Raw genomic sequence first — 20,448 nt, forward strand, 5'->3', positions numbered from 1 at the left:
TGTATTTGGTCTTACATAATTCCCATCTTTTGGGTTTTATTTAGGTAAATTAGTTAATGAAATCAAAACGTTTGAACAAAAATAAGGGCTAAATGCAAAATTTAGCCCTTATTGATTGGATGAGTAGAGGGTTATTTTAAATCGGGTTGGTATATTTTTAGAGTGCCATCTCCCTCATTACTAACGACTAACAAACTTCTCTTGGTCGGACTTTTAGAGGCGGGAATAAAAAGAATTCCCTCTGGAGCATCACCGGTTTTTACCGTTTGTAAATATTGTGGTGAAGTTGGATTTGTCACGTCGTAAGTCATAAAAGCGTCAGATCTTTCTAAACCAACAAACAATATATTGCGATTTCCCATAGTAACGGCAACTACCGCTTCTGGTTCAGAGCCTTTATCATCGCTACGTTTGTCATCGTAGGTTCCCAATTCGGTTGTTTTTTTGTCGACCTCATTTTTACTATCGTACACTATTTTTCCAGTATTCCCGTTCCATATAGAGAAAGAACGCCCTCCAAAAGCGACCATTTGATCAAGATCTCCATCGTTGTCCGTATCACCCATATCGGCAATAAGATTCAATCTTCCTAAATTAGGTTCTAGTTTTAAAGTGGCCGCATCAGGAAAAGCTGTGGCATCCAGTTTCATGTCTTTCATTCTCTTAATGTCAGTGTAAGCAGTATATTCTCTGGCGTCACCTTCATTTGCTGTTACAAAATAAGGAACGTTATTGGTAGAAAAATGACTAATTCCATCGGGCATAAACATTCCTTTTACTTTCCATGGATTAAAAGCGATTTTGTCATCTTTGTCACTAACATCAATGGCGTTTTCAGCAGTATTAAAATCTTTAAAACCTAGTGGATAAATGGCGGTAATGGTTTTTGAGGCCAAATCTACTTTGGCTACTCCATTATTTTCTTGTAAAGTGATCCAAGCTGTTTTTGAATCATCAGAAATAGTGACATATTCTGGTTCGATGTCCTGAGCGAAGCTTTTTGCAAACTTTGAAATTCTAAACCCCTCTTTTTGTAAAGTTGCGGCCTGATTGCTAAAAGAACTAAAATCTAATGTGGTAACCGTATAATTATTGGCCACTTCAATAATCGATATGGTTCCGTTTGGATCTTGTGAATAATCGGTATTGGGTTCGCCTTCATTAGCGGTCATTATATATTTTCCGTCTGCTGAAAAAGTAATCATATCAGGTAGAGCGCCTACTGTAATTTGTTTGATTAGGCTATAATCTGAAGTGTTAAAAAGAACTACTTTTCCATTTCCTTGTTTGTTGAGGGTTGATTCTAGTGCTACAGCTAATTTCCCATCATGTACAGCAACGCTATTAGAGGCTCCTTCATAAGGACTTAAATCAATTTTTCCGATTTTAGTTGGTTTTGTTGGGTCGGATATATCAATGACATCAATTTGGTTGGTTCCGCTATTGTTTACTGTGAAAAGTTTTTTGGTCTTTTGGTCATAAGCTGAGATTTCTGCAGCCGCTTCACCTCCAATGGTTATGGAACCGATTTCTTTAAAGGTTGCCGGGTCTTCATTTATAACGACTTCAGGTTCCTGGTTGTTTGAGTTTTCATCCGTATTACAACTTGTTGTAAGTGCTAAGAGGGCTAGTAATGAAATGCTTATTTTTTTCATTTTTATGTTTTTTGTGTTTTGCCAAATGTAATTAGCAGAACTTACGCCCACATTAAGGCTTCATTATTTAATCTTTAACTTAATTTTTGTCAGTTTTAATTACATATTTTTAATTTGAGCTCATTGGACTATTTTATAATCCTTTTGAATGATTATCTTTGTGCACTTTCAAATTTAGAACCTCTTTATGTCAACAAATAATAGAAGATTTCCAGCAGAATGGGAAAAACAACAAGGAATTGTATTGTGTTTTCCGCATAATGGTAACGACTGGCCAGGAAAATACGAAGCTGTTCAATGGGCTTTTGTAGAATTTATAAAAAAAGTAGCCACTTTTGAAACTGTTTTTTTGGTGGTAGCCGACGAAAAATTAAAAGAAAAAGTGAATGAAATGTTGGATAGAGCACGTGTTAATCTTGCCAATATTTCGTATGTTATTCATAAAACCAACAGAAGCTGGATGCGTGATTCTGGGCCAATAGTGGTTAAAAATGGAGAGGGGAGAGAAGCGTTGAATTTCAATTTTAACGGTTGGGCAAAATACAAAAATTACCAATTGGATAAATTTGTTCCAGGTAAAATAGCCGATTGTATTGATGTTCCCTTAACACAAGTAATGTACAAGGGTAAACCTGTAATTGTAGAAGGTGGAGCGATAGATGTGAACGGAAGAGGGACCCTATTGACTTCGGAAGAATGTTTAATGCATCCAACTATTCAAGTGCGAAATAAAAATTTCACTAAAGAAGATTACGAAGCTGTTTTTAAAGAATATTTAGGGGTGACCAATGTAATTTGGTTAGGTGATGGAATAGAAGGAGACGATACCCATGGACATATTGACGATTTATGTCGTTTCGTTAATGAAGATACTATTGTGACCATTGTAGAAACAGATCCAACGGATGCTAATTACAAACCCTTACAAGACAATTTGAAACGTTTGCAGAATGCGAAGTTGGAAGACGGGAAGTCGCCAGTGATTGTAGCATTACCAATGCCAAAACGTGTGGATTTTGAAGATTTGAGATTGCCAGCGAGTTATGCTAATTTCTTGATTTTAAATAATTGTGTTTTGGTTCCTACCTTTAATGATAGTAATGATCGCGTGGCGTTGAATATATTGTCAGAATGTTTCCCTGATCGAGAAGTAATCGGTATTAGCTGTATCGATTTTATCTGGGGATTTGGAACTTTACATTGTTTAAGTCAACAGATTCCAGCCTAATGATAAAGCAATAGAGTATTAAAAATAGTATTGCTATGTGCAATAATATATAGGTATAAAAAAAAATCTTGTTAGTTGCCTAACAAGATTTTTTTGTTGTTATATCGGTTAAGATAAGTCATCTGCTCTTCATTGTCTCACAAAAGGAGGAAGTAGTTGGCTGGAAACTTCTCCAAAACCAATACGGACTTCATTGCTAGTGCAATATCCTCTCATGATCACAGTGTCATTATCTTCTATGAATTTACGTTCGCTACCGTCGTTTAATTGTATTGGATTTTTTCCGCCCCAAGTGAGTTCTAGCATAGAACCAAAGCTATCTGGAGTAGGTCCTGATATAGTGCCTGAACCCATCATGTCACCAGAATTAACACGACAACCATTTGAAGTATGATGTGCTAATTGTTGGCTCATGGACCAGTACATATATTTAAAATTCGATTTAGAGATTAGCGTTTCCTCTTTGTCCAATGGTTTAATGGAAACTTCTAAATTGATATCAAAAGCTTTTTTTCCTTTGGTTTGTAAATAAGGAAGTGGTGCTGGGTCTTGTTTAGGTCCTTTTGTTCTAAACGGCTCTAAAGCATCCATAGTAACAATCCATGGCGAAATAGAAGACGCAAAGTTTTTGGCTAAGAATGGTCCTAAAGGCACATATTCCCATTTTTGAATATCTCTAGCACTCCAATCATTGAGTAAAACCATCCCGAAAATATAATCTTCGGCTTCATAAGCAGGGATAGGTTCTCCCATTATGTTCGCGTCGGTGGTAATAAAGGCGGTTTCAAGTTCAAAGTCAATTGATCTTGAAGGACCAAAAACTGGAGAGCTTTCTCCATTGGGAAGTGTTTGTCCCATTGGTCTGTGTACCGGTATTCCAGAAGGAATAATAGTGGAGCTTCTTCCATGGTAGCCCACAGGAATGTGCAGCCAATTAGGTAATAAAGCATTTTCTGGGTCACGGAACATTTTTCCAACATTGGTCGCATGCTCTCTACTGGAGTAAAAATCGGTATAATCACCAATTAAAACCGGCAATTGCATCTCAACATCCGTAATTTTAAAAATAACAATATCTCTATCTTTTGTAGAATCTCTTAATTGAGCATTGTTACTATCGAATATATCAGCGATACGGTTTCGAACCAGTCGCCACGTTTTTTTGCCATCTGAAATGAAGTCGTTCAGCGTGTCTTGCATAAACATATCATCAGTTAAATCAATACCTGAAAAATAGTTTAATTGTTGCAAGGCCCCTAAATCTATAGCGTAGTCGCCAATTCGTGTACCAACAGTCACTATATTTTCTTTGGTAAGAAAAACACCGAAGGGGATGTTCTGAATAGGGAAATCGCTATTCTCTGGTACATCTAACCATGATTTTCTTTTGGTATCGTTGGCTGTTATCGGCATGTGAATGTTAATTATTTGTTGAAAAATTACTTGTCAAATATATCATAATCTAACTGTATGACAAACGTTTTTTTGTATTTTTGCAGGAAATTAACGAAAAACGAAAAAATGCAACGCGACGAACAAATTTTTGATCTTATCCTAGAGGAACAAGATAGACAAATTCACGGATTAGAACTTATCGCTTCAGAGAATTTTGTAAGTGATGAAGTAATGGAAGCAGCTGGTTCTGTTTTAACTAACAAATATGCTGAGGGATATCCTGGCAAAAGATACTACGGCGGTTGTGAAGTAGTTGACGTTATTGAGCAGATTGCTATTGACAGAGCTAAAGAGTTATTTGGTGCTGAATATGCAAACGTTCAACCTCACTCAGGTTCTCAAGCCAATACTTCAGTGTACCATGCTTGTTTGAATCCTGGTGATACGATTTTAGGTTTCGATTTATCTCATGGTGGTCACTTGACTCACGGTTCTCCAGTAAACTTTTCAGGTCGTTTATATCGTCCAGTTTTTTACGGTGTTGATGCTGAAACAGGTCGTTTGGATTACGATAAAATTCAAGAAATTGCGACTAAAGAACAACCAAAATTAATCATCGCTGGAGCTTCGGCTTATTCTCGTGATATGGATTTTGAGCGTTTCAGAGTAATTGCAGATAGCGTAGGAGCTATTTTATTTGCTGATATCTCGCATCCTGCAGGACTTATCGCTAAAGGATTAATGAACGATCCAATTCCTCACTGTCATATTGTTTCTACAACAACGCACAAAACCTTACGTGGACCACGTGGAGGTTTGATTTTGATGGGGAAAGATTTTGAAAACCCACAAGGATTGAAAAATCCAAAAGGTGAAATCAGAATGATGTCTTCATTGTTAGACCTTGCGGTTTTCCCTGGAAATCAAGGTGGACCTTTAATGCACATCATCGCGGCTAAGGCAGTTGCTTTTGGTGAAGCCTTAAAAGATGAGTTCTTTACTTATGCTATGCAATTGAAAAAGAACGCAAATGCAATGGCAGATGCTTTTGTAAAAAGAGGATACAATCTTATTTCTGGTGGAACGGATAATCACATGATGTTGATTGACTTAAGAAATAAAAATATTTCTGGTAAAGAAGCTGAAAACGCTCTAGTAAAAGCAGAAATTACAGTTAACAAAAACATGGTACCATTTGATGATAAATCACCATTTGTTACTTCAGGAATTCGTGTTGGAACAGCGGCAATCACTACACGTGGTTTAGTTGAAGAAGATATGGAGACTATCGTAGCTTTAATTGATAGAGTACTTTCTGATCATACTAATGAAGCAGTTATCGAAGAGGTAGCTAATGAAGTGAATGAAATGATGAGCGAAAGACCAATTTTCGTTTTCTAAATAAAAAAACAGTTCAATTCCGATCACTATCGGGATTAAAGTTTCAAGTTTAAGGTTTTGTGATTGCGGAAATAACGTAGGGCAAAACTTTAAACTTTTTTTAGTTCTATCCGAACTGAAAAAGGAAGCAAAAAAATATAATAAAATACAAAGACATGGGAGTACTTCGATTACAATTACCAACGGACCCAAGATGGGTAAATATTGTAGAGAAAAATATTGAGGAGATTTTGACTGATCACGCTTGGTGCGAGCAAAAAGCGGCCACAAATGCGATCACCATTATTACCAATAACTCGGAGCATCAGGATTTGGTAAAAGACTTATTGGCTCTAGCCAAAGAAGAAATCGATCATTTTGAGCAGGTACACAATATCATTATCAAAAGAGGGTTAAAACTGGGGCGGGAGCGAAAAGACGATTATGTGAATGAGTTGTATCAGTACATGAAAAAAAGCAGTGACGGAAGCAGAGTCTCGAGCTTAGTGGAACGATTATTATTCTCTGCCATGATCGAAGCCAGAAGTTGTGAGCGTTTTAAAGTTTTATCTGAAAATATCAAAGACGAAGAATTATCGGTATTTTATAGAGAGCTAATGGAAAGTGAAGCAGGTCATTATACCACTTTTATTACCTATGCTCGTAAATATGGAGTTGGAATTGATGTTGAAAAACGTTGGAGAGAATGGTTGGCTTACGAAGAATCCATCATTGCCAATTACGGAAAAGGGGAAACCATTCATGGTTAGTCTTTAAAAGGTTGATCAACAGCGAATCAAGTTGGGAAGTATAACTCAAATAAAATATAAAGTAATATGATGACAATTGTAGAGGCAACGGTTAGTGATATTCCTAAAATTCAAGAAATAACAAGGCAAACTTGGCCAGTGGCCTATGGTGAAATTTTATCAGAAGCCCAATTAAAGTACATGTTGGATTTGTTTTATTCCGATGAGGCTTTAACTGCATCTATTACCAATAGAGAGCAATTGTTTTATTTGATTTCGGATGCCGGATCCATAGTAGGATTTGTTGGAATCGAACATCAGTATAAAGGAGAGGCCATAACCAAAATTCACAAAATATACCTGTTACCCCAAACCCAAGGAAAAGGAATCGGTAAAAAAGTGATCGAGGCGATAGAGAAACTAGCTTTAGAACAACACTCAAAAGCGTTATTACTAAATGTAAACCGTTTCAATACTGCTTTACACTTCTATAAGAAAATAGGTTTCGAAATGATCGAGGAAGTCAATATTGCTATTGGCAATGGGTATTTAATGGAAGATTATATCATGCAAAAGCAATTATAAAAAATAGAGATTCTATTTGACTTTTACCCTTTGTTATCCTTTTTGAATAAGGAGCAAGCCAATTAAAATAGAGTCTTTTAAAGAGAGTACCAATTAGAGCCAGTTTTGTACTGGCTTTTTTTTAGGTCTTTAACTCACGATGATATCATGGGTGAACAATAATCCTTTTACTTCTTGTAAAGCAAAAACAGCCTTCTTTACTTTAGTTTTGGATGGGTCGATGGTATAATGGTAACTCGTGCTAAAATCAGCTTTGTTGGCGATGGCTTTAGTGAACTCTGCACGGTATAAATCGCACTGATCAAATAAGACAGAGGTAAGATCCGTTGCCATAAAGTCCACAGCAACCAAACTGCAGTGGTTAAAGGTGGTTCCTTTAATCTTTAAGGTATAAAACTTAGAGAAATCTAATATACAATCGTAAAAATGAACTTCAAAAATGAGTTTATCACACATGGCGAAATTCACTTCTTTGATTTCGCAACGATTAAAAGTGACTGTTCTAAAAGCCACATAATTGATTTTAGCTTCACTAAAAATACAATCATTAAAAACGCAATCAATAAAGGTAACGGCTAAAAAAGTACAGGCGGAAAAATTACAATTAGTAAACGTACAGCATTCAAAATCCTTGAAATTGACCTCGTCTCTGGTATAGATAATGCTGTTGTATGCTTTGTCAAGGAGATATTCCGATTCTTTTTTCAAGGCTGCTTTTGCTAATTAATTGAGCGTGAAAAGATACTAAATAAGGAAGTATTTAATAGCAAAAAAACGAATAATTTGGGTGTTGAAAAACGCTTGTTTTTAAAATTATAGGAAAAATAGGGTAACAATTTTACTAAATCCTAACGCTGCTTAAAAGTCTTATTTTTGTGAATTTGATATTTTTGAGGTCTTTAAATGATAAGTGCTTAATTTTAGGCCCTATATTTTATTAAAACTTATTGATTTTTGATTTGATTTATTTTGTTATACTATTATTTTGATATAGCTTTACACTAATTTAAAATTAAAACGTAACAATTTATATTATATGGAATCAACAAGAAAAGAACATGATTTTTTAGGAGAATTAGACATTCCAAATCATTTATATTATGGGATCCAAACTTTCAGAGCTGTAGAGAATTTTAATATTACAGGAATTCCAATTTCAAGAGAGCCTTTGTTTATTAAAGCCTTGGGATATGTAAAAAAAGCCGCTGCTTTAGCCAATAGAGATTGTGGTGCCATTGATCCAAAAATTGCAGAAGCGATTTGTTACGGAAGTGATCAGTTGATTGCGGGTAAATTCGATCAAGAATTTGTGAGTGATTTGATTCAAGGAGGAGCAGGAACCTCGGTTAATATGAATGCCAATGAGGTAATTGCCAATATTGGATTAGAATACCTAGGTCATAAAAAAGGGGAGTATAACTTTTTACACCCTAATAATCATGTCAACTGTTCTCAGTCTACCAATGATGCGTACCCGTCGGCTTTTAGAATAGCGCTCTATATGAAAATGGAAAGCTTCATTAAAACCTTAGAAGGTTTAGAAGTTGCTTTTGCTGCAAAGGGAGAAGAGTTTAAAACTGTTTTAAAAATGGGAAGAACGCAATTACAAGATGCGGTTCCGATGACTTTAGGACAAGAATTCAGATCGTACGCCACTACAATTGGTGAGGATGTTCGACGATTGAGAGAAGCGCAAAGTTTGGTTTTAGAGATCAATATGGGAGCTACTGCCATTGGTACTCGAGTAAATGCACCTGAAGGATACCCAGAGATTTGTGTTAGTTATTTAGCTAAAGAAGTAGGGATTCCATTAACGCTTTCTCCAGATTTAATTGAAGCTACTGTAGATACGGGAGCTTATGTACAAATTATGGGAACCCTTAAAAGAACGGCCGTAAAAATTTCTAAGATCTGTAATGATTTAAGACTGTTAAGTTCTGGGCCAAGAACTGGTTTCAATGAAATCAATTTACCAGCGCGTCAGCCAGGTTCTTCGATTATGCCAGGTAAAGTAAATCCGGTGATTCCAGAAGTAGTGAACCAAACCTGTTTTTATGTTATTGGACAAGATTTAACCGTTACTATGGCGGCTGAAGCAGGACAATTGCAGTTAAATGTAATGGAACCTGTTATAGCTTTTGCGATGTTTACTTCTTTAGATTACCTATCTAATGCGATTCAGACCTTAGTTGACAAATGTATTAATGGTATCACTGCTAATGTGGATCATTGCTACAATATGGTCATGAACAGTATTGGTATTGTAACGCAATTGAATCCTATCTTAGGCTATGAGGAAAGTGCTAGTATCGCTGGTGAAGCCTTAAAATTGAACAAAAGTGTACATCAAATTGCTGTGGTCGAAAGAAAGTTAATCACACAAGAAAAATGGGACGAAATTTATGCATTGGATAATTTAATCCATCCTAAGTTTATCACAAAATAGAGAATACCATTCTTTGAGTAAAAGCCATCAATTTTTGATGGCTTTTTTTACGTTTATCCTTTTTTGCCCCAATTTTCTTTTAAGAATTTTTAAAAGAAAGTTGGGGCTTGTTTTTTGTTTCATAGAGATCATTATACAAAACCAAAGTAATAGTTTGGCAATTTGTTCCGTCGATCACGACTACTTTTCTTTTAAGGAGCAGTTTTGAATTTTATTTTGGTTTGATTTTTTTAAGTGTTTTAAAATCAAAAACATACAGGGTGTTTGTTCTTGTTTTGAGTGTTTTTTTGCTTTGGAATAAGATTCCAATGATCATAATAAAATCATAATTATAAAATTTTCTGAATTGTTTTTTCAAGTCAATTCCTATTTTTGTTTGCTATAGATCAATTAATATGAAATTACTGATAGTCGAAGACGAACCTAGTCTTTTATCCATTTTACGTAAAGGATTTGCGGAGAATAATAACGAAGTAAGCGTTGCTCTTGATGGTAAAACAGCTCTTGAGATGATTCATAATTATACTTTTGATGTGGTCATTTTAGATGTAATGTTACCGGATATAAACGGTATTGAAATCTGTAGAAGATTACGTGCAAGCAAGAATTTTGTGCCCGTTTTACTTTTAACAGCCTTAGGAACATCAGAGAATATTGTAACAGGACTTAATGCTGGAGCTGATGATTATTTGGTTAAACCCTTTAAATTTGGTGAACTCGATGCAAGAATAAATGCATTGCATCGCAGAGCAAATCAAGAAACGGAAAAAATAGATATGATAACCATTAGTGATCTAGAAATTAATGGACGTACCAAGACGGTGAAAAGAGATGGGGAATCGATCATTTTAACGGCTAAGGAATTCAAATTACTATATTATTTGTCTAAAAACAGCGGTAGAATAGTCTCTCGTGATCAAATTTTAGACAATGTTTGGGATATTAATTTTGATATGAATACCAATGTTGTAGATGTATATATCACTTATTTAAGAAAAAAAATAGATAAACCTTTTGACACCAAACTTATTCATACGATGAAAGGTTTAGGTTATGTTATAAAACCATAAAATGGATATTAGAAAAAAAATTACTTTTACTTATGTAGCTCTTTCTACTTTTAGTACCCTATTGTTGTGTATCATAATCTTTGCGTTGTTCAGAGAAAATAATCGATATTATTTTTTAAAACGATTAGAAGATAGAGCGAAGATTGTCTCTTCCATTCATTTTCAAAAAGATCCTGAAAAAATTAAATATTACAGCAATCTTAAAAAGAACGGGCTTGAAGAACTTATTGAAGAAGAAGAATTTGTTCTTAGGATAAATAGTGAGAATAGTTTTGACTACAACACCAATCTAAATTTGCCCAATGCGTTTTATACTAATGTTTTAAAAACAGGAAAAGATTTTTTTGAAATTGATAATAAGTATTATCTAGGACAAGTCTTCACAGAAAACAATCAAAAATACATTGTTATCGTTGGTGCTAGAGATAGAAAAGGAACAGCCACCACCATTTATATTGTGAAAATAATGCTTTTTGGAGGTATTGGTTTTGTGTTATTGACTTTCTTTTTAGGTCGATTTTTAGCCAAACGTGTTATTAATCCTGTGGCAAGAATTACAAGAGAGGTAAATAGAATTAGTGCTTCTAATCTTCATAACCGATTGCCAGAAGTAGAAAATTCAGATGAAATTTCAGATCTGACGGCAACATTTAATGATATGTTAGATCGATTAGAGACTTCTTTTGAGATACAGGCCAATTTTATCAATAATGCTTCACATGAATTAAAAACGCCAATCACCACTATAATTGCCGAATCTGAAATTATGCTTTTGAAAGAAAGAGGTGTTCCGGATTATATTCAATCGTTGGAAAATATTCACAGCCAGGCTTCAAGATTAGGGAATTTAACCGAAAGTTTGCTAAAGTTGACTCAAACAGGCTATGATGGGAAAAAGCAAGTGTTGGATATTGCGAGAATTGATGAATTGTTATTAGAGGTGAAATCGGATTTGGATAAGATTTATCCTGATAATCGTGTGAGCATCAAACTCAATTTTGCTCCAAAGGACTCTAATTTGCTATTAATTCCTTGTAATAAGCCCTTACTAGAGTTGGCCATTAATAATATTATTACAAATGGAGTAAAATACTCGGATAATAATGAGGTATTTGTCATGCTTTCTGCGAATCAAGAAATGATTAAAATTGCCATTAATGATATCGGAATAGGTATTCCTCCAGAAGATATCCCTCACTTATACGAACCTTTCTTCAGAGGAAAAATAGCCGCCAAATATATCGGATATGGCTTAGGACTTCCTTTGGCTTCAAAAATTATCCGCATGCATGATGGTGAAATTCAAGTGCAATCGGAGCAGAACAAAGGGACTATAGTGACTATTATTTTTAAGAAGGAAAAAAATAAAAAATTCAACATTAAAAATTCTAATGTTGAATCTTAGGAAATTCTAATCTTAACTTAAGATAGTCCTAATCTTGGAGAAGTTATTTTGTAGGTATAAACTAAACAATTGTACTTATGAAAAATTTCTTAATACCTACAACCTTAAAAGAGGATACTATTAGTGCTGTAAAGTCAGCGATTAATCAAGCGAAAGAAACGCCTTTCGAGATTATTTTAATGTTGGTTTCCGATACGCCTGATACCTTTTCGTCTTCACATTTTTTGCGTGAAATGAGAACTGGATTGACCACAAGTCAGGAGGAGGTTTTGGAAACCTGTAGATACATTATCGAATACACCCCTAATTGTAAAATAAAGGTTCACAATCAGTACGGACTTTCCTCTCCCATTTTCAAACATATAATCGATGCTTTTGATGTTAAATTGGTTATTATGAGTCAGTCATATAAACAAGAAACAAAAAGAATTCATCAGTATTTGTTGCAATTAGCAGCAAATCATAAATGTCCCATTTTGCATTTAGGCACTGAAGTAAACAAAGACGATTTTAATAAAGCACTTTATATTGAAAATGGCAGCGCCAATATGCATGTCAAAGATGTTCAACAATTTTTGAGCAAAAATTTTTCCTATGAAATTGTAAGCCAAACGGCCAATTTTGACGATAATTTTGATGAGTTTGCCCCTTGTTTATCTGAGGCCATTTCAAAATATGATATCGATTTGTTGGTAGAAACTCGTAAGGGCGAAAAAATCAAATTCAAAAAAACAAAAAAATTAAATGTAAATGAGCAATTAGGACTTCCGGTTTTGTCGCTCTATGAAGAATTGGTATAAGGCCGAATTCTTTAAAAAAGTAAGTTTAATTTAAAGCGGGAAAATATGCTATTAAAGAAGAACATTCCAATGAAATATGTGCTTGGAAAAATTAAAGTAGAATTAGGGCTGGTGATGGCTTATACCATATTGTTTGAGCTTTTTCATCATTATTTCATCAATATTGCTGTTGATATTCCTATTGCCATCCCTACTATGATTGGTACGATTATATCTTTGTTATTGGCTTTTAAATCGAACCAAGCCTACGATAGATGGTGGGAAGCCCGAATTGTTTGGGGAGCAATTGTAAACGATTCCAGAACATTGATTCGCCAAATGTTGACTTTTTATAAGGATTCGGATTTTTCTGTAGAGGCAAGCGAATTCAGGGAAAATTTCACCAAAAGGCAAATAGCATGGTGTTATAGTTTAGGAGAGTCTTTACGACATAAAGATGCTATAAAACCGATTAAAGATTGGATTAGTAAGGAGGAATTACAGTTTGTGAAAAATCATCAAAACATTCCTAATGCCATATTATTGCTGCATGCAAAAGACCTAAAAATGGCCAGAAAGGATAAAAAACTTAACCCATATCAACAAGTTGAAATAGACAAGACCTTGACAAGATTATGTGATGCAATGGGAAAATGTGAGCGTATTAAAAACACCATTTTCCCAACAACATACAGTATGTATATCAGAATGACTTTGTGTTTATTTGTCTTGTTACTGCCTTTCGGATTAATTGATTTGTTGAGTTGGTTTGCAATTCCATTGATTACCATTATTGGAGGTGCTTTCTTTTTGATTGAAAAAATGGCTATTCATTTGCAGGATCCTTTTGAAAATAGACCAACAGATACACCGGTCACAGCAATTTCAAATACGATCGAAAAGAATTTAATGCAAATGTTAATCGAGTATCAAAGTGAATTTGATATTATTAAAGAATTTGATCTTAAACCTGAACCTAAAAAAGTGGAAAGCAACGCTTACTTTGTTTTATAAATGAATTGATTTTGGTTGGTCAATTTTGTTAGCTGGACAACACTTATTAAAAGTGTTGTTCAGCTTTTTATATAGGGAACTAATGAAGTAATTTGCCTAAAATTTGTATCGATTGTCTGAGCTCGTTGGACCACGGCAATCCAAAACTCAATCGCATGCAATTTGAAAATTGATTTTGAAGGGAAAAGATACGACCAGGGGCAATACTAATGTGATGTTTCATCGCCAAGTGGTAGAAAACGGCTGTATCTATTTTTTGATCCAGTTCGACCCATAGGAAAAAACCACCCTGAGGCTGGCTTACTTTGGTTCCCTTTGGAAAAGATTCTAAGATGGTATTGATGTAGTTGTTACAGTTGTGATTCAATATTTGCCTAATTTTTCGAAGATGATTCTCGTATCGACCGTTTTTCAGGAAATCCCCCACGACTTCATGAGTAATAGTAGGAGAGGAGAGTGTATGGTAAATTTTATTTCGAAGTATTTCTTTTTTGAATTTCCCAGGAGAGACCCATCCCACGCGGTAGCCTGGCGCCAAAGTTTTGGATACCGAACTACAGCAAAGCACGATCCCGCTTTCATCATAGGTTTTACAGTTGGTAGGTCGGCTAGAGCCAAAATATAAATCACCGTGAATATCGTCCTCAATTAAGGGGATGTTGTAAAACTCCATGAGCTTCACGACCTCTTTTTTATGTTCGTTAGGCATCATGCTTCCAGAGGGGTTGCTAAAATTACTCACGAGCAAACAAAGGCTTACTTTTTTAGAAGAAAGTGCTTTTTTTAAGGCTTCTAACTCGATTCCGGTGGTCATATTGGTAGGTAATTCCATAATGTACAAACCTAAAGATTTTGCCAATTGCAAGATTCCAAAATAAACAGGGCTCTCGGTAATAATGGTATCACCGGGTTTGGTCAAAGTCATTAAACAATGCGATATGGCACTGGTACAGCCAGGCATGGTAATGATATCCTCTTCTTGTAAAGTACCGCCCCAGGTAAAAGACCAGCGTGCAATTTCTCTTCTTAAGTTCGGATTACCCTGTATTTCTTCATAGCTAGTACCACTATTGGGAAGTGATCGCATCGCTTGAATCATTCCTTTATTTAGTTTGGCAATAGGCAAAAGGGCATTGGAGGGGAAGCCCAAAGAAAGCATGGTAATGTTTTTGTCTGTCATATTGCCGTAAACTTGATCGATCAAGTCCTGCCTGTCAATATTTTCGGATCGTAAAATAGGACTGCTTGATGAAGGTTCTGTTATGATTCTTGACGATGTATTACTCACGTAATAGCCCGATTGGGGTCTTGATTCAATGAGCGATCTGCTTTCTACTTCGTAATACGCCTTACTTACGGTACTCATACTATAGCCTGTTTCAGCACAGACTTCCCGAATTGAAGGTAGCTTGTCTCCAACATTTAAGACGCCTGATTTTATTTGTTTTTCAATTCGATCCGCAAACTGTAGGTATAAGTAATTTGAATTTTTCATAAAAAAAATAAACTGTTATGCTGCAATTTACAAAAACTGTATCTGTATTGCTGTTTTATTTTTAAGAAATTTGCTTCAATAGAAAAACAACCCAAAAAGAAACCGCCTTGAAAACAACAAAATATTATATCGCTGCCATTACCTGCTTCATCATCTGGGGATTTTTTAGTTTGGTCTTAAGGCCAATTCATGACTATGCTTCTTTGGATATTTTATTTTATCGTGTCTTTAGTTGCAGTATCCTGATGTTGTTTATTGCTTTTACTTTTAAAAGAAAAAGAATAAAAGAAGCCATTGCAACGTTTAAAACGTTTTCTCCATCAGAAAAGCGCAAAACCATTTTATTGAATATAGGGGGAAGTGTTTTTTTAATGGCCAATTGGTTTACCTTTATTTATGTCATGAATCACGTAAGTGTAAAAGCCACATCTTTGGCCTATTTGGTTTGCCCTATTTTAACCACCTTATTGGCTTATTTTATTTTACATGAAAAACTATCTAAAACGCAGTGGATGGCTGTGGGATTAAGTATTTCAGGTTGTTTACTTTTATCCTATGCCAATATTATGGACATGCTTTTCAGCATCATTATAGGCTTTACCTATGCCTCTTATCTAGTGAGTCAACGTGTCAATAAAGGTTTTGATAAATTTATTATTTTGACTTTTCATATCACTTTGGCGGCTTTGTGTTTGTTGCCCTTTTATCCAGCCTATAGTGGCCCCGTGCCAACAGCATTCAAATTTTATTTCTGTATTGAAACCATAGCCATTTTGTTTACGATTTTCCCCTTGTTTTTAAATTTGTATGCACTCTCAGGGATCAATTCTTCAACAGTTGGTATGTTATTAAATATTAATCCTATAATTGCTTTTGCCTTGGCTACCTTGGTATACAAAGAGCAAATTGGCCCTTTGCAAGTTGCGGCTTACGGCATTATTTTACTGGCTGTTTTGGTCTTTAACTCGCATCATCTTTTGGCAATCAAAGGCAAAAGCAAGTTCTTATCAAAAAGTTCTTTATAAGAAAAGGCTTAAAATTATCAGAATCTTAACAGCATCATAAGACAGGAATGAGTATTTTTCATTGCTGTTTTTTTGTTTAACGGCATTCGTGTTTACGTTTAATTTTCGATCTGATTCCCTATTGCCATGAAAAATACCAAACTCCAAGCTTTTATTCCCTTATTCTATTTAGTGTGGTCTGATGATTTGTTAACGCAACAAGAGTTTGTCACGATTCAAGAATTTATACCTACACTTACTTGGCTTTCTGCTGAGGAAAAAGAGCAACTTATTTCTAAAGTAGATGTGGGAAATCCACCTTCTCGCCATGAGCTTGAGCAGTGGAAATTAGATATAGAAAAAAGCCTTCTAAATCAGTCGGATGTACTGTCTCTCTTTGATGTTGTGCGAGTATTATCCCAGCAGGATCAAGATATAGTATCAGCAGCCACCGCTTTTGCAAAATTAGAAAATGACTTAGGTATTTTAGGAGAGGAAGTCATTCAGAATTTTAAAACAAAAGAAAGCTCACTTACCGCAAACTCGCTAAGCAGCAGCCATTTTGATACGACCCAATTAACGGCCATTTTAGATGGTAAAGAAGCGGCTATCATTAAAAGAGTAAAGGCGATTATTTCCCGACCGGAATTTGCCTATGAAACCTCGACCTCTACGGAGGTTTACCGTGAAAAGGTGTACCACTGGTGTAAAATCCTAGCAGCAGAAAATTTAGGGAATATGGCCTATCCCAAGCAATATGGAGGAGGAGAAAACATAGCGGATTATTTTGCCATTATGGAAACCTTAAGTTATCACGATTTAAGTTTGGTAATCAAATTTGGTGTTCAGTTTGGACTTTGGGGAATGAGTGTGCAATCATTAGGAACGGAAAAACATTATGCTAAATATTTAGAAGATATTGGTTCTCTAAAACTACCTGGTTGTTTTGCTATGACCGAAACTCATCATGGCTCTAATGTAAAAGGCCTCGAAACGACGGCTACTTACCATCATCAAGATCAAAGTTTTACCATACATACCCCTAATAAAAATGCGCAAAAAGAGTTTATTGGTAATGCTGCGCTTCATGGGCAAATGGCCACGGTTTTTGCCAAACTCATCATTGATGATCATGATTATGGGGTAAATGCTTTTGTGGTGCCCTTACGAGATGCCAATGGGAATACCTTAAAAGGTGTGACCATAGGAGATTGTGGACATAAAATGGGCTTAAATGGAGTGGATAATGGGACCATTAGTTTTGATCAAGTGGTCATTCCAAAAGACAATATGTTGGATCGTTTTGCCTCAGTGAACGATAAAGGAGCATTTGAAAGTCCAATTCCCAGTGATAACAGACGCTTTTTTACGATGTTGGGTACTTTGGTGGGTGGGCGAATTGGTATTCCACGTTCGGCTTTATCGGCTGCGAAATCAGGCTTAACTATTGCTATTCGATATAGCGATGAGCGCAGGCAATTTGGACCAGAAGGCGGATCAGAAGTACCGATATTAAATTATAGAATGCAGCAGCGTCGACTGCTTCCTCATTTAGCCACGACTTATGCCGTGCATTTTGGTCTGCAGTACCTCACCAATCGTTTTTTGAAGAAAACCGAAGCAGAAATGCAAGAAATTGAAGCGCTTGCCGCTGGAATGAAAGCGTATTCGACCTGGAGTACCCGAGCGATTTTGCAAGAATGTCGCGAAGCCTGTGGGGGTAAAGGTTATTTATCTGAAAACAGAATTAATGCCCTTAAAAATGACACTGAAATTTACACCACCTTTGAAGGGGATAATACGGTTTTGATGCAATTGGTGGCGAAGAATCGATTGGCTGAATTTAGAAAATCATTTGGAGAAATGGGCTCTTTAGGGCTGATTCAGTATGTGTATGAAAATGCCAAAACGGCTATTGCCGAGAAGAATCCCTTAGCAACACGTAAGACGGATGATGAGCATTTACTTGATGGCGCCTTTCATTTACAGGCTTTTCAGCATAGAGAAAAAACCATTTTGGCATCGGCTGCCAAACGCATTAAAAAATTAATTGACGATGGCCTAGCGGCTTATGATGCTTTTAATGTGGTGCAACATCAGATGATAGATGTGGCTCAGGCCTATTTGGAAAGAGTTATTTTGGAGCAATTTCAAATCGCGATAGAAAAAGTGCAAGATCCGGCCTCCAAGGAAGTATTGACCAAACTAAGTCAATTATATGCGCTTTCACAGCTTGAAAAAAATAAAGCTTGGTATCTGGAAGATGGTTATATGGAAGGGGTGAAAACCAAAGCCATTCGTAAAATGGTCAATCAGCTTTGTTGGGATATTAGACCAGCTGCGGTTTCTTTGGTGAATGCTTTTGATATTCCGGAGTCTTGCTTAGCGGCGCCAATTGCAGTACGATAATTTTCATTTTATAGGTAGCGTTTGTTATATTTGTCTACTTCAAAATTTATGTAGCCCAACTTGAAAAATTATATTCCTTTCCTTTTACTAGTTTTAGTGCAGCTTCCTTTTTCTGTTTATGCAGCGGATAATACAACTACTGTCATGGCGGAGTTAAACGAGGCTTTGAAGAATAAAGAGCATTATGTGCAATTAAAAGAAGAACGTATTCTAAACTTCAAGAAAATCAAGTCAGCTGATTTAACGAAACAACAAGTATACAATTACAATAAGACTCTTTATACGGAATATCAAAAGTTCAATTCAGATTCGGCTATCTTTTATGTAAAAAAGAACCTGAAAATTGCCAATGAGCTTCAAAATAAAGATTTACAAGATTTGGCCCAATTGCAATTGGCTACACTATATTCTTCAACAGGAAAGTACTTGGAATCTGAAGCCATTTTAAAAAGTCTACATAAAAAACAATTGTCTGCGAATTTACTTCCGGACTATTATCAGGCCAATACAGAATTTTATGAGCATTATGTGGCCAACAGTTATGATCAAAAGTATATAAAGAAAATAGAGCGTTATCGAGATTCTTTACTAGGGGTATTGAATCCAGAAACATTACCCTATAAGATAGCCAATATTCAGCGGCATATTTTTCATAAACAGTTGGGTATTGCAGAGAAGGAATTGCTGTATCTGCAAAAGACCAGTAGTGAAGATAGTCCGCAATTTGCGATGATCGGCTACCTTTTAGGAAGTCTTTATCAGCGACCAGATCAATTGGAATTAAGGAAAAAATATTATGCGCTCTCGGCTATATCGGATATTAAACATGCTATTAAAGACAATGCCTCCCTACAAGAGCTGGCTTTGATTTTTTACAAAATTGGAGATGTGGATATGGCCTATAAATTGACACAGTCGGCTGTTGCAGATGCACTTTTTTGTAATGTGCAATTCCGTACGCTACAAATGTCTCAAGTGTACACTATCATCAATACTGCTTATTTAGATAAAGAGGCCAAAAGAAAGCAACAACTTCAATTGTATCTTTTATGTATTAGTATACTTTCCGTTTTTTTGATCATCGCGGTGGTGTATGTCTACAAACAAATGAAAAGGGTCTCGAGAATTCGGGAAGAACTTTTTAAGACGAGTGAAAAGTTGGTTCAATTAAATCAAGATATTACCGCAGCGAACAATCAATTACAGGAACGCAATGCCCAATTATCAGAATCAAACCATGTCAAAGAGGAGTATATTGCGCATTTTTTTAATCTCTGTTCCACCTATATCAATAAGTTGGAGAATTATCGCATTAGCTTAAACAAAAAGGCGACTGCCAAACAATTTGATGAACTCTATAAAATTCTTAAATCAACTACTTTGGTGGATAATGAATTAGAGGAATTGTATAAAAACTTCGATAGTATCTTTCTCAATTTATATCCTAGCTTCGTGAAAGACTTCAACGCCCTGCTGATTCAGGACGAACAAATTGTCATCAAACAAGGTGAATTATTGAATACAGAACTTCGAATTTTTGCTTTGATCCGTCTGGGCATAACCGATAGTGTAAAAATTGCAGCCTTTCTGCGTTACTCTTTAAGTACCATTTATAATTACCGAACCAGAGCGCGAAATAAAGCGATAGTTTCTCGAGGTGATTTTGAAGAAATGGTCATGAAAATCGGCTTAATTAGCTTAAAAAACGAATAAAATATTGTGAAACCACTACTTTTTCAGTGGTTTATTTTTAGTTAATAATCTGTTGGTTAGTCTGTTGTGGTTTTATTTTGCTACTTTTTTTTCTGTGGAATTAAAACACGAGCGATATCGT

Annotated in this window: 16 protein-coding genes; 12 read left to right on the forward strand and 4 right to left on the reverse strand. The window is 35.5% G+C overall.

Annotation, left to right across the window (positions count from 1 at the left end):
• Nucleotides 1–131 precede the first annotated feature (131 nt).
• Complete coding sequence (locus AC51AA_RS01730) at nucleotides 132–1,655, reverse strand: choice-of-anchor I family protein (RefSeq protein ID WP_500704022.1); 1,524 nt, start codon at nucleotides 1,653–1,655, stop codon at nucleotides 132–134.
• A gap of 187 nt (nucleotides 1,656–1,842) precedes the next feature.
• Here AC51AA_RS01730 and AC51AA_RS01735 point away from each other — a divergent pair, with 187 nt between their 5' ends.
• Nucleotides 1,843–2,883: an agmatine deiminase family protein gene (locus AC51AA_RS01735; RefSeq protein WP_500704023.1), complete on the forward strand. Its 1,041-nt coding sequence runs from the start codon at nucleotides 1,843–1,845 to the stop codon at nucleotides 2,881–2,883.
• Nucleotides 2,884–3,012: 129 nt separating this feature from the next.
• On the opposite strand, the gene fahA is transcribed toward AC51AA_RS01735, so the two are convergent.
• On the reverse strand, nucleotides 3,013–4,296 hold the full coding sequence (gene fahA / locus AC51AA_RS01740; protein ID WP_500704024.1) for a fumarylacetoacetase: 1,284 nt from the start codon (nucleotides 4,294–4,296) through the stop codon (nucleotides 3,013–3,015).
• A gap of 108 nt (nucleotides 4,297–4,404) precedes the next feature.
• Here fahA and glyA point away from each other — a divergent pair, with 108 nt between their 5' ends.
• The 3 genes from glyA (at nucleotide 4,405) to AC51AA_RS01755 (ending at nucleotide 6,992) form a co-directional block, all read left to right on the forward strand.
• Nucleotides 4,405–5,679: a serine hydroxymethyltransferase gene (gene glyA, locus AC51AA_RS01745; RefSeq protein WP_500704025.1), complete on the forward strand. Its 1,275-nt coding sequence runs from the start codon at nucleotides 4,405–4,407 to the stop codon at nucleotides 5,677–5,679.
• A 155-nt stretch (nucleotides 5,680–5,834) separates the two neighbouring features.
• The gene (locus AC51AA_RS01750) at nucleotides 5,835–6,428 is read left to right on the forward strand and encodes a MiaE family protein (protein ID WP_500704026.1); all 594 of its coding nucleotides are present in this window, start codon (nucleotides 5,835–5,837) and stop codon (nucleotides 6,426–6,428) included.
• 66 nt (nucleotides 6,429–6,494) lie between these two features.
• Nucleotides 6,495–6,992 (forward strand): GNAT family N-acetyltransferase, encoded by a 498-nt coding sequence (locus AC51AA_RS01755; protein ID WP_500704027.1) that lies wholly within the window; start codon nucleotides 6,495–6,497, stop codon nucleotides 6,990–6,992.
• A gap of 129 nt (nucleotides 6,993–7,121) precedes the next feature.
• Here the strand turns inward: AC51AA_RS01755 and AC51AA_RS01760 are convergent, their stop codons facing one another.
• Nucleotides 7,122–7,700 (reverse strand): pentapeptide repeat-containing protein, encoded by a 579-nt coding sequence (locus AC51AA_RS01760; protein WP_500704028.1) that lies wholly within the window; start codon nucleotides 7,698–7,700, stop codon nucleotides 7,122–7,124.
• A gap of 328 nt (nucleotides 7,701–8,028) precedes the next feature.
• Between AC51AA_RS01760 and aspA the strand changes: the two genes are divergently transcribed.
• The 5 genes from aspA to AC51AA_RS01785 all read left to right on the forward strand — a co-directional run bounded on the left by aspA (nucleotide 8,029) and on the right by AC51AA_RS01785 (nucleotide 13,706).
• Nucleotides 8,029–9,438 (forward strand): aspartate ammonia-lyase, encoded by a 1,410-nt coding sequence (gene aspA, locus AC51AA_RS01765; RefSeq protein WP_500704029.1) that lies wholly within the window; start codon nucleotides 8,029–8,031, stop codon nucleotides 9,436–9,438.
• Between the two features lie 395 nt (nucleotides 9,439–9,833).
• The gene (locus tag AC51AA_RS01770; RefSeq protein ID WP_500704030.1) at nucleotides 9,834–10,508 is read left to right on the forward strand and encodes a response regulator transcription factor; all 675 of its coding nucleotides are present in this window, start codon (nucleotides 9,834–9,836) and stop codon (nucleotides 10,506–10,508) included.
• Between the two features lies 1 nt (nucleotide 10,509).
• Complete coding sequence (locus AC51AA_RS01775; RefSeq protein ID WP_500704031.1) at nucleotides 10,510–11,913, forward strand: HAMP domain-containing sensor histidine kinase; 1,404 nt, start codon at nucleotides 10,510–10,512, stop codon at nucleotides 11,911–11,913.
• Between the two features lie 77 nt (nucleotides 11,914–11,990).
• A complete protein-coding gene (locus AC51AA_RS01780) occupies nucleotides 11,991–12,713 on the forward strand; it encodes an adenine nucleotide alpha hydrolase family protein (RefSeq protein ID WP_500704032.1) in 723 nt (240 codons plus the stop codon).
• A 45-nt stretch (nucleotides 12,714–12,758) separates the two neighbouring features.
• Entirely contained in the window at nucleotides 12,759–13,706 is a 948-nt protein-coding gene (locus AC51AA_RS01785; RefSeq protein WP_500704033.1) for a bestrophin family protein, read from the forward strand.
• A 79-nt stretch (nucleotides 13,707–13,785) separates the two neighbouring features.
• Here the strand turns inward: AC51AA_RS01785 and AC51AA_RS01790 are convergent, their stop codons facing one another.
• Complete coding sequence (locus tag AC51AA_RS01790; RefSeq protein WP_500704034.1) at nucleotides 13,786–15,201, reverse strand: aminotransferase-like domain-containing protein; 1,416 nt, start codon at nucleotides 15,199–15,201, stop codon at nucleotides 13,786–13,788.
• A 107-nt stretch (nucleotides 15,202–15,308) separates the two neighbouring features.
• Between AC51AA_RS01790 and AC51AA_RS01795 the strand changes: the two genes are divergently transcribed.
• The 3 genes from AC51AA_RS01795 (at nucleotide 15,309) to susR (ending at nucleotide 20,327) form a co-directional block, all read left to right on the forward strand.
• Nucleotides 15,309–16,226 carry an EamA family transporter gene (locus AC51AA_RS01795; protein ID WP_500704035.1) on the forward strand — a complete coding sequence of 306 codons (918 nt, stop codon included), beginning with the start codon at nucleotides 15,309–15,311 and terminating at the stop codon, nucleotides 16,224–16,226.
• 126 nt (nucleotides 16,227–16,352) lie between these two features.
• Nucleotides 16,353–18,614 carry an acyl-CoA dehydrogenase family protein gene (locus AC51AA_RS01800; RefSeq protein WP_500704036.1) on the forward strand — a complete coding sequence of 754 codons (2,262 nt, stop codon included), beginning with the start codon at nucleotides 16,353–16,355 and terminating at the stop codon, nucleotides 18,612–18,614.
• A 60-nt stretch (nucleotides 18,615–18,674) separates the two neighbouring features.
• Nucleotides 18,675–20,327, forward strand: a complete 1,653-nt coding sequence (gene susR / locus AC51AA_RS01805) for a SusR family glycan utilization regulator (protein WP_500704037.1) — start codon at nucleotides 18,675–18,677, stop codon at nucleotides 20,325–20,327.
• Nucleotides 20,328–20,448: the final 121 nt, after the last annotated feature.

Source organism: Flavobacterium sp. OHVDL-2026-0007, assembly GCF_059882335.1.